Origin of the sequence: Bordetella genomosp. 9 (genome assembly GCF_002261425.1) — a bacterium.
Lineage (GTDB): Bacteria > Pseudomonadota > Gammaproteobacteria > Burkholderiales > Burkholderiaceae_B > Bordetella_C.
In genome coordinates, this window is record NZ_NEVJ01000003.1 from 1289569 (window position 1) to 1303767 (window position 14199).

Annotated in this window: 8 protein-coding genes; 2 read left to right on the forward strand and 6 right to left on the reverse strand. The window is 65.5% G+C overall.

The genetic code is table 11. From position 1 onward, the window contains the following. Nucleotides 1–6: 6 nt before the first annotated feature. From CAL26_RS16945 to clpS, 5 genes are all read right to left on the reverse strand, one after another. On the reverse strand, nt 7–1359 hold the full coding sequence (locus CAL26_RS16945; RefSeq protein WP_094848005.1) for a paraquat-inducible protein A: 1353 nt from the start codon (nt 1357–1359) through the stop codon (nt 7–9). Beyond that, complete coding sequence (gene clpA, locus CAL26_RS16950) at nt 1359–3662, reverse strand: ATP-dependent Clp protease ATP-binding subunit ClpA (RefSeq protein WP_179283382.1); 2304 nt, start codon at nt 3660–3662, stop codon at nt 1359–1361. The genes CAL26_RS16945 and clpA overlap by 1 nt, the downstream gene beginning before the upstream one ends. 52 nt (nt 3663–3714) lie before the next feature. Then, nucleotides 3715–5985: a penicillin-binding protein 1C gene (gene pbpC / locus CAL26_RS16955; RefSeq protein WP_373454519.1), complete on the reverse strand. Its 2271-nt coding sequence runs from the start codon at nt 5983–5985 to the stop codon at nt 3715–3717. Between the two features lie 2 nt (nt 5986–5987). Next, entirely contained in the window at nt 5988–11249 is a 5262-nt protein-coding gene (locus tag CAL26_RS16960; protein ID WP_094848007.1) for an alpha-2-macroglobulin family protein, read from the reverse strand. Nucleotides 11250–11390: 141 nt separating this feature from the next. Beyond that, nucleotides 11391–11705 carry an ATP-dependent Clp protease adapter ClpS gene (clpS, locus tag CAL26_RS16965; RefSeq protein ID WP_094848008.1) on the reverse strand — a complete coding sequence of 105 codons (315 nt, stop codon included), beginning with the start codon at nt 11703–11705 and terminating at the stop codon, nt 11391–11393. A gap of 220 nt (nt 11706–11925) precedes the next feature. Here clpS and CAL26_RS16970 point away from each other — a divergent pair, with 220 nt between their 5' ends. Together CAL26_RS16970 and CAL26_RS16975 are read left to right on the forward strand one after the other, a co-directional pair. Beyond that, nucleotides 11926–12171 (forward strand): cold-shock protein, encoded by a 246-nt coding sequence (locus tag CAL26_RS16970; protein ID WP_006220277.1) that lies wholly within the window; start codon nt 11926–11928, stop codon nt 12169–12171. Between the two features lie 95 nt (nt 12172–12266). Continuing rightward, nucleotides 12267–12773: a DUF192 domain-containing protein gene (locus tag CAL26_RS16975; protein WP_094848009.1), complete on the forward strand. Its 507-nt coding sequence runs from the start codon at nt 12267–12269 to the stop codon at nt 12771–12773. A gap of 137 nt (nt 12774–12910) precedes the next feature. On the opposite strand, the gene pcaF is transcribed toward CAL26_RS16975, so the two are convergent. Then, nucleotides 12911–14116 carry a 3-oxoadipyl-CoA thiolase gene (pcaF, locus tag CAL26_RS16980; RefSeq protein WP_094848010.1) on the reverse strand — a complete coding sequence of 402 codons (1206 nt, stop codon included), beginning with the start codon at nt 14114–14116 and terminating at the stop codon, nt 12911–12913. Nucleotides 14117–14199: the final 83 nt, after the last annotated feature.

Consider the following 14199-nt stretch of genomic DNA (forward strand, 5'->3'; position numbering starts at 1 on the left):
GGTTCCTTATTCCTCTTGTTTTCGAATGGCATGGTCCACGGCGGGCCCGCGCGATCCACTTCCCGTGACCTGCACAGCCTGCGCCGGCGCCGATCCCGCGACCGGCGCCGCGCCAGGGCCTCGCGGCGCGCGATCCCATCCGCGCCTGGGGTCGAAGCTCATGGCCGCCAGCATGGTCAGGATGACGACCATGCCGAAGGCGCCAGCACCCGGACCGGCGCTGATCGTCATCAACCCCTGGAACTGCGCGAGCGCGGCCAGCAGGATCACGACGAACACATCCAGCATTGACCATTGGCCGATGAATTCGACCATCCCATACAGGCGCGTGCGCTGGACCAGGCTGTTGCGGCTGCCCCGCTGCACTTGCCATGCCAGCACGCCGAGTGCCAGCAGCTTGGTCAAGGGAACCATCACGCTGGCCACGAAGACGATCAGGGCGATATCCCAGGATCCCGTCTGCCAGAGTTCGATCACACCGCCCAGGATAGTGTGCGCACTATCCCCCAGTAGGGAATCGATATTCATGACAGGCAGCACGTTGGCGGGGATGTAAAGAATCACCGCGGCGATCAGCAATGCCCATGTGCGCGCCAGATGATCCGGCTTGCGCAGGTGCACCGGGTTCTCGCAGCGCAGGCAATGGTGGACGTGCTCGGCGTCGGCCACGGGCAACGCCTGGACCTGCCCGCACACATGGCATCCCGCCAGCGCCTCGTCCGCCGTCGGGCGGGGAGTATGCGATTCGACGACACCCGCCCGTTCCGCGTAGTGCCACAAGGACTGCGCCGACAGCCGTCCCAGCATGGTGAGCAGGACGGTCAGCAGCGCGAAGCCCAACATCCCGAGGCCCGGCGTCACGGATGCCATGCCCGCCAGCTTGACCACGGCCACCAGCACGCCCAGGACGAAGACGGGGACCATGCTCCAGGGAGCAAGCATGCCGAGCAATCGGGTGGTAAAGCCGAAAGCCCGCGGCCGCGCGCCCATGGACAGCGGGTACAGCACCCACAGCAGCAGCACCAACTGCAGCAGCGGCAGCACCACGCCCGCCAGCCCGGTCATGACGGCGACGACCTCATGGCCCTGTTCCCAGGTCACGAAGACGGCGTCCGGCAAGGAAGCGGATTGCACCATGCCCTGCACCCGCATGATGGCCACGGGGTAGGCATTGGCGATGATGAAAGTAATCAGGGCGGCGAGCGCGAGCGCCAGCCACCCTGAAGGTTGCAAACCGCTGTAGCGCCATAACACGGTGCCACAGCGGCCGCAGCTCGCGACTTCACCCTGGCCCAACTCCTGGCGGCGATAAACACTGCCGCAGTTTTCGCAGGAGATGAGCGGGTGTTCCGAGGCCATTAATCCGCCAACGCAACTTCCTGCGCGTCAGGCGCGTCCGAGGCCGGTTTGTCGCCAAAGGTCAGCGCGACCTTGCCGTCCTGATCCAGGTCGACCGTGACCGTGCCGCCGTCGACCAGCTTGCCAAACAGCAGCTCGTCCGCCAGGGCGCGGCGTATCGTGTCCTGGATCAACCGCTGCATGGGACGGGCGCCCATGAGTGGATCGAAGCCTTCCTTGGCCAGGTGTTCACGCAACGCATCCGTGAACACCGCGTCGACGCGCCGTTCGTGCAACTGGTCTTCCAGCTGCATGAGGAACTTGTCGACCACCCGCAGGATGATCTCGCGCGACAGCGGGGCGAACGGGATGATGGCGTCCAGGCGGTTGCGGAACTCGGGCGTGAATATGCGCCGGATTTCCGCCATTTCGTCGCCGACCACGCGCGCGTTCGCGAAGCCTATCGACGGCCGATTCAAGGTTTCCGCGCCCGCGTTGGTCGTCATGATCAGGATGACGTTGCGGAAATCGGCCTTGCGTCCGTTGTTGTCGGTCAACGTGCCGTGGTCCATGACCTGCAGCAGGATGTTGAAGACATCCGGATGCGCCTTTTCGATTTCATCCAGCAGCAGCACGCAATGCGGTTGCTTGGTGATGGCTTCCGTCAGCAGGCCGCCCTGGTCGAAACCGACATATCCCGGAGGCGCGCCGATCAGGCGCGACACGGCATGCCGTTCCATGTATTCCGACATATCGAAGCGCAGCAGCTCGACGCCCATCGTGAAGGCCAATTGCCGTGCGACTTCGGTCTTGCCGACACCGGTCGGACCGGAGAACAGGAAGGCGCCGATCGGCTTTTCGGGCTTGCCCAGACCGGAACGCGCCATCTTGATGGAGGCGGACAGCGCTTCGATCGCGGCGTCCTGGCCGAAGACCACCGTTTTCAGGTCGCGATCCAGCGTGGCGAGCTTGCTGCGGTCGTCGTTGGACACCGACTGCGGCGGAATGCGCGCGATCTTCGACACGATGTTTTCGATATCCACCTTGCCGATGACCTTCTTCTGCCGCGAACGCGGCAGCAGCCGCTGGGCGGCGCCGGCTTCATCGATGACGTCGATGGCCTTGTCCGGCAGATGGCGGTCATTGATGTGGCGCGCCGACAATTCGGCCGCGGCCAGCAAGGCGGCCGCCGAATAGCGTACGTTGTGGTGTTCTTCGAAGCGCGTCTTCAGCCCGCGCAGGATCTGCACCGTCTGTTCTACGCTGGGTTCGCTGACGTCGATCTTCTGGAACCGGCGCGACAGCGCGTGGTCCTTTTCGAACACGCCGCGGTATTCCGTGTAGGTGGTCGCGCCTATGCACTTGAGCTGGCCCGAAGACAGGGCCGGCTTGAGCAGATTGGATGCGTCCAGCGTACCGCCCGACGCGGAGCCCGCGCCGATCAGCGTATGGATTTCGTCGATGAACAGGATCGCGTCGGGATTGCCGCGCAACTGCTTGAGCACGCCCTTCAGGCGCTGTTCGAAATCGCCGCGGTATTTCGTACCGGCCAGCAAGGCGCCCATATCCAGCGCATAGACCTGCGCCGATTGCAGTATTTCGGGAACTTCGCCGCGCGTGATCCGCCATGCGAGCCCTTCCGCGATCGCGGTCTTGCCCACGCCGGCCTCGCCCACCAGCAAGGGATTGTTCTTGCGGCGGCGGCAAAGCACCTGGATGACGCGCTCGACTTCCGATTCGCGCCCGATGAGCGGATCGATGCGGCCCGCCAGGGCGGCCGCGTTCAAGTCGGTCGCATATTGATCCAGCGGGGATTGGCGCGATTCGCCTTGTTCCTCGGGATTGGGCTGCTGCTCTTTCTGCGACGCGGCCGATTCGACCTGGGGCTGCTTGGTAATCCCGTGCGACAGGAAATTCACCACGTCCAGGCGCGTGACGCCCTGCTGTTGCAGGTAATAGACCGCGTGCGAATCCTTTTCGCCAAAGATGGCGACCAGCACATTGGCGCCGGTCACGGGCTTCTTGCCACTGCCACCGGCGGACACGTGCATGATCGCGCGCTGTATCACGCGCTGGAAGCCCAGCGTGGGCTGGGTATCCACTTCGGCGCCGCTCGGAATCACCGGGGTGTTCTCGTTGACGAACTGCCGCAGATTGCGACGCAGATCATCCAGATTCGCGGCGCAGGCGCGCAGCACTTCCACCGCGGAAGCGTTGTCGAGCAGCGATAACAGTAGATGCTCTACTGTAATGAATTCGTGCCGGGCCGAACGGGCCTCGACAAAAGCCATATGCAGGCTGACTTCAAGCTCTTGGGAAATCACGCTTCCTCCATAACGCATCGAAGCGGACAAAAACACAATTCATATTCTATGCCTATCGGGGCGTAACGCCAGCGATTTCAAATTCGATCCGATCGTAACGGCCGTGGCTGTCCATTGCCGTAAGCGTATACCGACCGTCGCGCCTCAACGACACCTTGAAAGGATGACCGGCCTGGCCTTGTCCCAGCACCTGGCCGTCCAGCATCCACCATACATCACCTTGCGCCCCCGCCGTGTCCACGTCGACGTCGATCAGGCGTCGACCGGGAATCGGCCGTAATACCGAGCCATCCGCCAGACCCAGCACCCGTAGTGGCGCCTGGCCGGGATTCGCATATCCCGCGAACGAGGGAGGAACGGTGTTGTTCAAAGCCCACGCCTGGCGTTGTTCGGGACAATTCCTGGCGCCCATATTCTCAAAACGACTACCCAGCGGCCAACAAATCACGACCGCCTGCACGCTGGAAGGCCTGACTCGCGCGCGCGGCGGGCCTTCGGGCAATGCGGATACAACGTCCCGCAGTAACGGCGCCGCCACATTGGCGCCGAAAAATCCAGGATTGGGGGTACCGTCAGGCCTGCCAACCCACACACCGATGGTCCAGCTGTCCGTGACGCCTACCGCCCAGGCATCGCGAAAGCCAAAGCTGGTGCCGGTTTTCCAGGCCAAGGCCTTTCCCGGCGCACCGCTCTGGTGAAACGGACGGTCCGGGTGGCCGCCGCCTTCCAGGATATCCCGCACGATCCACGCAGCCCCCGCACTGATCATGCGCGTTTCCTGCACGGGTTGGCGCGGATCCAGACGCGGGCGCCCGGCCAGGCCATCACGCGCCAACGCACGATAAGCGCCCACCAGTTCTTCCAAGGTGGTGCCGCCACCGCCCAAAATCAAGCTCAAATTAGGCGACGCACCAGCCGGCATGCGCAAACGCACGCCGCCACTAAGCATAACCGAAGCGAAATGCGCGGGGCCGACACGGTCCAGCAGATCCACCGCCGGCACATTCAGCGAGCGCTGCAATGCCTGCGCAACACTGACCGGGCCGGAAAATGCCGCCTGGAAATTGCCCGGCGCATACCCGCCGAAGGACATGGGCACGTCCAGCAGCAGGCTTTCGGAATGGATAAGCCCGTCATCCAGCGCGATGGCATACAGGAAGGGTTTCAAGGTCGAACCGGGCGAGCGGACCGCGCTCACCATATCCACGTGCGCGTATCGGGTATTGTCGCTGTAGTCCGCCGAGCCTGCGTAGGCACGCACCGCCAGGCTGTCGTTGTCCATGACCAGCACCGCCATGGAAACCTTGGGAGGCAGCGCGTCGACGCGATCCAGCAGCATCTGTTCGACGCGGGCCTGCAATTCGGCGTCGATGGTGGAAGCGATGACCTGTCTGGAATGAGGCGCTTGCGCGCCACCCGCGGCGCCGGCGCCGGGCTCGCACGTGGCGCATGCCGGCCCGCCCGTCGCGGCGGCCTCGCGCAGCAGTCGCTGCGCCGCCAGCGGCGCGAGCCAATGCGCGCGTAGCGGCGGCGCCATGACTGGCTCCATCCGGGCGTCCGCCACCTGGGCCGGGCTCCAGTAACCCAGCGCCGCCATGCGATCCAGCACCTTGTCGCGGGCGACGCGCGCCAGCTCGGGGTGCCGATCGGGCCGCAGGAGCGACGGCGATTGCGGCAAGGCCGTCAACAAGGCCGACTCGCCGGCGCTCAGATCGCGCGCCGATTTTCCCAGCCACAGGCGGGCGGCCATCTCGGCCCCCTGGACGATGCCGCCCATGGGCGCGCGGCTCAGGTACATCGCAAGGATCTCATCCTTGCCGTAGTGCATTTCCAGCTGCAGCGCGCGAAAACCCTGGCGCAGCTTGGCGCCTATATTGCGGGAGGGACGTCCCGCCAGCGCCGGGTCGATCAGCCGGGCCACCTGCATCGTCAGCGTCGAGCCGCCGGACACGATATGTCCATGCGCCAGCCATTGCCATCCGGCGCGCGCCATGGCGACAGGATTGATGCCGGGGTGCCAATAGAACCAGCGGTCCTCATACGCCAGCAGCGTCTGCAGATAGGCGGGGGAAACGTCGCCCGGCCGCACGGGATAGCGCCAGATGCCGTCGCGGCTGGGATAGTTGCGCAAAGGCGTGCCGTCGGCGGCGGCGACCACGACGGCGCCATCCGCATAAGGCGGTGGCAAGGGGTACTTGCGATCGAGCGCGAGCACCGCCGCGCAAACGAGGATGGCGAGCACCGCGGCGCCAGCCACGGCGCGGCGCCAGGCAGCGCGCCCGCCCCTGGCCCCGGCGCCGCCGGGGGGTGCGCCATCCGGCATGGTCATGGACCGGCTGCGCCGCGGTCGCGGATCTCGATGTTGCCCCATGACTCGCCCACGCCACGGACCTCGGGTCGATACATGTCCTCGGCCACGGTCGACGGCACCGCATACTTGCCCGGCGTCACGACTCGCAGCAGGTAGAAGATGTCGACCGGCCCCTGTCCGAGCGCGACGGCCGCCACGTAGCGGTCATCGCGGAACTCCGTGTGCTTGACGCGCGGATCCGACAACGCATCCGCCACGCGGTGTTGCGCGATGGTCCAATCGTTCATGTCCGGGTTCTGGGACAGGTTCAGGTTCTCGACTTCCAGGCCCGCCGGCACCCGGTCGGTGACCAGGGCATCCGGGATGGCGCGGCTCGCATCGGCCCGTATCCAGGCCACCAGCATGTCGCCGGTCCGCAGGACGCCACCGTCCCACGGCTTGCCGTCGGGGCGATACCACTTGCGCTGCAGGCGGATGACGTTGGCGCGCGGCGCCGGCGGCTGCATGGCGCTGCCCTGGATATCGAATTCCGCGAACACCGGGCGGCTGCCGCTATTGACCAGCTGCATGGCGCCGAGATCGGCGGCGGCCAGGGGTACGGTGCGGTCGTCGGCGCCCTGCAGCACCGTACGTTCCGTGCCCTTGGACAGCGTGGCCTCCCAGGAACCGGGGCTGGCCACGCCGCTGGCGCGCGCCGCGAGCAGCAGAGCCATGCCTTCCTGCGTCGAGAAATACGACCGTCCGTTCAGACGCGCGGCCAGGTCGGTGAGCAGCACTTCGCGGCGCGCGTGGCGCAGGTCGTACTGCTGCATCAAGGCGTACGACAAGGCCAGGTCGCGCACCGCGCTGCCGTAGTCGCCCATCCACTCGTCCACGCCACCGAACGCCGTGCCGACGCCATAGGGACGGCTCATCGCGGCGTCCAGCGCGGCGCGCTCGCGATCGGCGTCGCCCATCAGCTTGAAGGCCGCCGCCAGTTGCACCAACGGCAGCGGCGAGCGTGCGCGCTCCTGGTAGTTATCGAACAGCTGGCGCACGGTGGCCAACGGCGCCTTGCCGTCACGAGCCAGTACCAGCGACGCCGCGGCCAGGCCAGCAAAGCGGCGGTGATCGTCGCGCAGCACGCTTTGGGCGTCGGCCGGAATACGACCGCTCTGTACCGCGTTGCGCAGTACCGCCGACCAGGTGCCGAAGCCGGAAGGCGCCTGCTGCACCTGCTGCAGCAGCCAGTTGCGCGAGCGATCGAGCGTGGCGTCGGGCACGCTGAAGCCACGTTCGCGCACATCCTGCAGGAAGCCGACGGCATAGGCGGTCAGCCAGACGTCGCGGCTGCCGGAAGGCCCGCCCCACAGGGAATACGCGCCGCTGCTGCCGCGCATGCCGGACAGGCGCTGCAGCGCCCTGTCGACGCGATCCTGGCGCGCGGCGGGCGAGAAATCCTTGACGCCGTAGGTGCGCGCCGTATCGGCGTCCATCAGCAGCCAAGGCATGGCGGCGCTGATGGTTTGCTCCGTGCAGCCATACGGATACGTCAACAGGTTGGCGACGATGCGTTCGACATTGAACGGCGGCCGGTCGGATACGGTCAGGCTGACCGTGGCGGAATCGGGGTAGTAACCGGCGACCCAGGCCGGGTCGGGCCGCATCGTTTCACCCGGCATGAGGCGCAGCCGGCGCACCTGGCGTTCGGGCGCCTGCGCCGGTTCGACCTGCAGCACGGACTCGCGCACGATATGGACGGCGTCCGCCCCGCCCTGGCTGGACACCGACAGGCGCATCAGCCCCAGCCCGTAGGAGCCGGTGGTGGTGGCGGTGTAGCGCAGCGTGGTGCGTTGCTGGTGCTTCAACGTGACGGTGCGCGGCTGTCCGTCGGCGATCGCCAGCGGATCGAGCGCCTGCAAGGTGACGGCGAAGGTTTGCGTGCGCCCCGTCAGGTTGGTGACGTCCAGCGCGATGGCGGCCTGGTCGCCCGGGGTGATGAAGCGCGGCGTGCTCAATTCGGCCACGACCGGCGCGGCGACGATCATCTCGGCGTCCGCGTTGCCATAGGTGTCGCCGGTGAAGGCCACCGCCATGAGCCGCAACGTCCCGTTGAAGTCGGGGATGTCCAGCGGGATTTCCGCCTCGCCCTTGGCATCCAGCTTCACCGGACCGGAGAACAGATCGACCAGCTTCACCTTCTTGGGCAGGTTGCGGCTATCCCCGCGCATCGCGGCGTCGCCGCCCCATTTCAAGCGGCCCTTGGTGCCGTCCATTTTCTCGATCAGCTTGCCGTACATGTCGAGCAGATCCGGCGCGTAGCGGTGCTTGCCGAAGAAAAATCCATAGGGATCGGGCGTCGCATAGTTGTCGATGTTCAGGATGCCGACATCGACCGCCGACAAGGTCACGGTGGCCTGCGTATTGGCCGCGCCATCCACCTTGACCCGTACGGTCGCGCGCGTTTCCGGGCGGACCTTCGCCGGCGCCTGCAGCGATACGTTCAGCTTGCGTGCCGACGTATCCAGCGGCAGCGGCGCCAGGCCGACGGCCCGCGCGGGCGTCACGCGGTCGCCCTGGCTGCCAGGGCGGAAGACAACGGCGCCGACGTACAGGTCGTGACGCTTCCATGACGGGTCCACGGGGATGTCCACCTCCGTTCCCGTGGCCTTGGCATCGACCCACTTGGACCACAGCATGCGGTCGCCTTCCACGGTGATCAGCGCATGGCCGTCGTGCGGCGGCGTCAGGGTCAGCTTGACGGTATCGCCAGGCTTGGCGGGCAGGCCTTCCATCTGCATGCGCACGCGATCCGGCCGGTTGCCCGCGGCCTCGTCGCCCTGGGCGCCCCAACCCGCGTAGAAGCGATAGCGCAGGGTCTGGCCGGTATCGGGGTCGGAGATTTCCAGGCGGTAGCGGCCATAGCCGACCGGTACGTTGAAGGTCTCGCGACCGGCCAGCGACAACAGGCGCGAATCGGCGAGCTCCTCGGTTTCGGTATAGCCGCTGTTCCAGCCACGCTGCTCGTCGTAGCGCCAGTAGTACTGGCGCTCTTCGCGATAGAGCCGCATCTGCGCCTGCGCCAGCGGCTGGATCTTGCCGTTGGCGTCCACGCGTATCGCCTCGAAGCCGGCGGGCGTGTTTTCCGCCGCCACATCGCCGTCGAAGAGCGGACGCACGGCGATCAGCACGGGCGCGGGCCAGATGGAGCGCGTGATCGATCGGACGACAGGCCGGCCGCCGGATTCCAGCAGACTGGCCGATACCCGCACCTGCAGCGGCGAATCGGCTTTCTGGCCGGACAGGTCGACGTCGATCGCGCCCTTGCCCTCATCGTCCAGCTGCGATTCCGGCAGCTCTTCGTAGTGCCGCAGCTTGTCGTCGGCCACGTCGCCGAAGATGAAGCCCGGCCACTGCGCCGCCAGCGCATAACGGTCCCGTTTCACGGTGAAATTGGCGAGCAGGCGATTGCCGGCGGCCGGCGCGCCATACAGATAGTCGCCCTGCACGTCCACGTGCAGCGACTCGCCGGCGGGCAGCGCGCCTTCCGGCGCGGTCAAGACCAGCTTCATGCGTTCCGGCAGGAATTCCTCGACATGGAATGACCACGTCGCATCCGCGTTGCGCGCGCCGGGGTCCACGCGCATCTCCAGCAGCCAGGTGCCGGTCTGGGCGTCGGCCGGCAATTCGATGGCATGCTGGATATAGCCCTGCGCCGACGGATCGGGGCGCCAGAGCGCCGTCTGGACCACGCGGCCGTCCGGGCGCTTCAGCGTGGCGGTCAACGGCGCGGCCTTGGGCATGCGTCCGTCGGCGTCCCGCGCGAGTACCGACACCTGCAGCGTTTCGCCAGGACGATACAGGTCGCGGCCAGCGTAGACGAACAGGCTGTTTTCCACCGAAGGCAGGCCGCCGACGTCGAACTCCGACAGATCGAGCGCGGGCTCGGCCAGCGACAACACCGTCATCTCCTTGCCACGCGTCGCGCGCAGTACGCTGGCGCGCGCATAATCCCCATCGAAGCGTACGTGCCCCTGGGCGTCGGCATTCGCCTTGGCCAGCACCTTGCCGGCGCCGTCGATCAGCTCGATCGTGTCGTTCGCGATCGGTTCGCCCGATCGCAGCGATACCGAAAATGCTTCGATACGGTCCGAGTAGCGACGCGCATGCAGGCCGATGTCGCTGACGTAGAAATAGGTGGTCTGGTATTCGCTGCGGAACCGTCCGGGTTCGCTCATCACCGCCACATAGATGCCGGCCTCCTGCAGTTCCTTGATGTTCTCCACCGGCAGGAAGGTCACATGACGCCGGTTGGGCTTGTCATCGGTCAGGAAGCGGCCCTGGTAGACGCTGGATGCGATGGTGTTCAGGCGATCCAGGTCCCAGCTGTTGACCGCGCCCTTCATGGATACGGAATTGTTGTAGCCCCCATCCTGGCCGTCGTCATCCGCCTGATCGCCATCGCCACGACGGCTGCCCAGCAGGATATCGAAGAAGGCGGGCACATGTTCGGGCGCGATGCGCAGGAACTGCACGTCGACTTCGGGCATGTTCACCGTGGCCACGGGCAAGCCGCCATTCTGGCCTGCCGGCAGCACGACGCCCCGGCTGGCGAAGTAGAAGGCCGGCGGCATCGCGTCCGTGTTCAGCTGGCAATGCGCGCTCTGTCCCAGCGTGGCGCCATCGGCGGCGGGCAGTTCGGCCGCCAGTTTGACGGTGTAGCGACGCTGCGGCTGGACATAGGGAAAGTAGACGACGCGCGGATTGTCGCCCACCACCCAGCTGCCCTGTACCGGCTTGCCGGATACGCTGCTGTCGCCCTTTTCGATAGCGCGTGACGGCGCCGGCGTGTCCTTCGCACCGTCGTCGGACGACGCGTCCGCGGATGGCGCCGCGCCGCTGTCGATCACCTGCAAGTACCGGCTCAGGTCTTTCTTGCGGTCGACGGGCTGGGTGAGCGTGATGGAAAGCGCCAGGCTGCCCTGGTACTGGCGTGCGCCGCAATTCAAGCCGGCGAAGGGATCGGCGCCGACCGTCGCGGTGGCGGGCGCCTGGGAGCCCGCGGCGCTGCTTGCCGCATTGCTTGCCGTATTGCTTGCCGTATTGCTTGCCGTATTGCTTGCAGTACTGCTTGAGGTATTGCCTGCGGAAGGGCCGGCGTTCCCGGCCGGCGCCGATCCGCTTGCGCTCGAAACGGCGGGGGCATTCGCGGGCGGCGCGCTCCCTGTAGAGGAACGATGGACCAGCCATGCGGCGGCCAGAATGATGATGACGGCCACAATGGCCACGCCCGCCATACGGCGGGCGCGCGTGCGCTGCTCCACGATACCCCTCTCCCAAGTGTCGACTACGTAGTCCGGGGCGCCGTTTATGCCACGGTCGGCCGCCGGTTTGGCATTGCTTATTGATTTATCAGCCCCGACCGGCCAGGCACTCCATCAAACCGGCTCCATCACGCATTGCAAGGGGTGCTGCTTGGCACGCGCATATTGGGCTACCTGGGCCACGCGGGTGGCGGCGATATCGCGGGGGTATACACCGCAGACGCCGCGACCTTCGTTATGGACCTGCAGCATGATGCGGGTCGCTTCATCCTCGCTTTTGCCGAAAAACTTCTGCAGGACGCCGACGACGAATTCCATCGGCGTGTAGTCATCATTGAGCAATACCACCTGGTACATGGGCGGCGGCGCCGTGCGCGCGCTCTCTTTCTCCACGACCAGATCATGCTGAGTATCCGTACTTGTGCTCATAGCGGCGGCTATTTTATTTAACGGTAGAAACGCCGGTATCGAAAACCGGGTATTTTTACATGTCGAAATGCGTAGTTTCCATACTTGACGTGCTAAAGAAAAGCAGCGCATTATCCGAGGATTCTAAGTGCTTTCAACTGTTTGTTAGCCTTGGAAAAGGGGGGGAGACGGCCCTGCCGGGGAGCCCTTCTGTCAACATATGATTCAAGAGGCAGTCCGCATGTCTGATACGACCGCAACCGCTGTCCAAGGGGACAATCCCAAATCCACGGGTACCGTGAAGTGGTTCAACGACGCCAAGGGATTCGGTTTCATCACTCCCGACGACGGCGGTGAAGACTTGTTCGCGCACTTCTCGTCCATCCAGATGAACGGGTTCAAGACCCTGAAAGAGGGCCAAAAGGTGGCATTCGAGATCATCCAGGGACCCAAGGGCAAGCAGGCCTTGAACATTACCGCGGCCTGAGCGATCAGTCGTGGGCTTGTAGGCGTCTTCGAGTACCATACGAAGGCGGGGCGGCTGACGCCCCGCCTTTTTTGCGTACTCCTTTCGTAGCCATCATGCATAACGGTGCTGTCTTGCTGCAAGCCAAATACCCATCGAAAGGGCGTCAGGCCGCCCTCGCCGCCTTCCTCGCCATCGCCGCGCTGGTCTCCAGCACCCTCCCGGTCCCGGCACGGGCCCAGCAGTTCGCCGAAGCGCAATCGGTACTCCCCAAGACCCAACTGTCGGCGGGCATACACGTCATCCAGGCCGAAGTCGCCAACACCGACGAGACCCGCGAACGAGGACTGATGTTCCGCAAGCAGCTCGAGGGCAACGACGGCATGCTGTTCGTGTTCGAGCGGCCTGACCGGCAATGCTTCTGGATGCACAACACGCCCCTGCCCCTGTCCATCGCTTTCATCGCCGATGATGGCACCATTGCCAATATCGAGGACATGGCGCCCGAAACCGACGATACCCACTGTTCCCGGAAACCGGTCCGGTATGCCCTGGAAATGGCGCAAGGTTGGTTTGCCAGTCATGGAATCAGTACGGGCCAGAAAATCGACGGCCTGCCTTAAATGTACCGAGAAGAATACATAATAAAAAAGCGAGCAGCCATTGCTCGCTTTTTTTTCTGCCGATAATCGGGCCTGGTCGGCCCGATAATACCGGGGGAAGCGAAAAGCGGGCGTGTAAAACCCGCCGACCGTCCTTTTTACACCCGTTCCAGGATCACCGCGATGCCCTGCCCGACGCCAATGCACATCGTGCACAGGGCATAGCGGCCACCGGTGCGGGCCAACTGGTTGATTGCCGTGGTGGCCAGGCGGGCGCCGCTGGCGCCCAGAGGATGCCCCAGGGCGATCGCGCCACCATTCGGATTCACCCGGGGGTCGTTATCGCCGATGCCCAGTTCGCGCAGCACCGCCAATCCCTGGGCCGCGAAGGCCTCGTTCAGTTCGATCACGTCCATCTGATCCAGCTTCAGCCCGGTGAGGGCCAGGACCTTGCGGGTGGCGGGGACCGGACCGATTCCCATGATACGGGGCGGCACGCCGGCCGTGGCCATCCCGACGACCCGGGCGCGCGGCGTCAGTCCGTGGCGGCGCAAGGCGCCTTCACCCGCCAGCAGCAGCGCCGCAGCGCCGTCGTTGACGCCCGAGGCGTTGCCCGCCGTCACGGTGCCGTTTTCCCGCACCACGCCCTTGAGACGTGCCAGGGCTTCCATGCTGGTTTCGCGCGGATGCTCGTCCTTGCCGACCAGGATGGGGTCACCCTTCTTCTGTGCCACCGAAACCGGCGTCAGCTCGGCGTCGAAGTAGCCGGCCTGTTGGGCCTTGACGGCCTTTTCCTGGCTGGCCAGGGCGAAACGATCCTGATCTTCGCGGCCGATCTTGAATTCGGTGGCGACGTTCTCCGCCGTCTCGGGCATGGAATCGACACCGTATTGGGCCTTCATCAGCTTGTTGACGAAGCGCCAGCCTATGGTGGTGTCGTAGATCGCGGCATTGCGCGAGAACGCGCTCTCTGCCTTTCCCATGACGAACGGCGCGCGGCTCATGCTTTCGACCCCGCCCGCCAGCATCAGGCCGGCTTCGCCGGCGCGGATCGCGCGGGCGGCGCTACCCAGGGCGTCCAGTCCCGACCCGCAGAGGCGGTTGACCGTGGCGCCCGGCACCTCGACCGGCAGGCCCGCCAGCAGCAGCCCCATGCGGGCGACGTTGCGGTTGTCCTCGCCCGCCTGGTTGGCGCAGCCGAAGATGACGTCGTCGAGTTCCTGCCATTGCACGCCCGGATTGCGCGCCATCAGCGCCTTGATGGGTACGGCGGCCAGGTCGTCCGCGCGCACGGAAGACAACGCGCCACCGTAGCGACCGAAGGGGGTGCGGATGGCATCACAGATATAGGCTTGCTCGGTCATGTCTCGCTCTCTGGAAGTTAGAAGCGAAATGGTAGCCCAGGCGGGCGAGGCGCCTGGGAAAGGCGGGGCGGGACGTCCATGCC

Bases quoted from the DNA above. Each gene is read 5' to 3' on its own strand.
- CAL26_RS16945 (WP_094848005.1), bottom strand. From the start codon at position 1,359: ATGGCCTCGGAACACCCGCTCATCTCCTGCGAAAACTGCGGCAGTGTT.
- pbpC (WP_373454519.1), bottom strand. From the start codon at position 5,985: ATGCCGGATGGCGCACCCCCCGGCGGCGCCGGGGCCAGGGGCGGGCGC.
- CAL26_RS16960 (WP_094848007.1), bottom strand. From the start codon at position 11,249: ATGGCGGGCGTGGCCATTGTGGCCGTCATCATCATTCTGGCCGCCGCA.
- clpS (WP_094848008.1), bottom strand. From the start codon at position 11,705: ATGAGCACAAGTACGGATACTCAGCATGATCTGGTCGTGGAGAAAGAG.
- CAL26_RS16970 (WP_006220277.1), top strand. From the start codon at position 11,926: ATGTCTGATACGACCGCAACCGCTGTCCAAGGGGACAATCCCAAATCC.
- CAL26_RS16975 (WP_094848009.1), top strand. From the start codon at position 12,267: ATGCATAACGGTGCTGTCTTGCTGCAAGCCAAATACCCATCGAAAGGG.
- pcaF (WP_094848010.1), bottom strand. From the start codon at position 14,116: ATGACCGAGCAAGCCTATATCTGTGATGCCATCCGCACCCCCTTCGGT.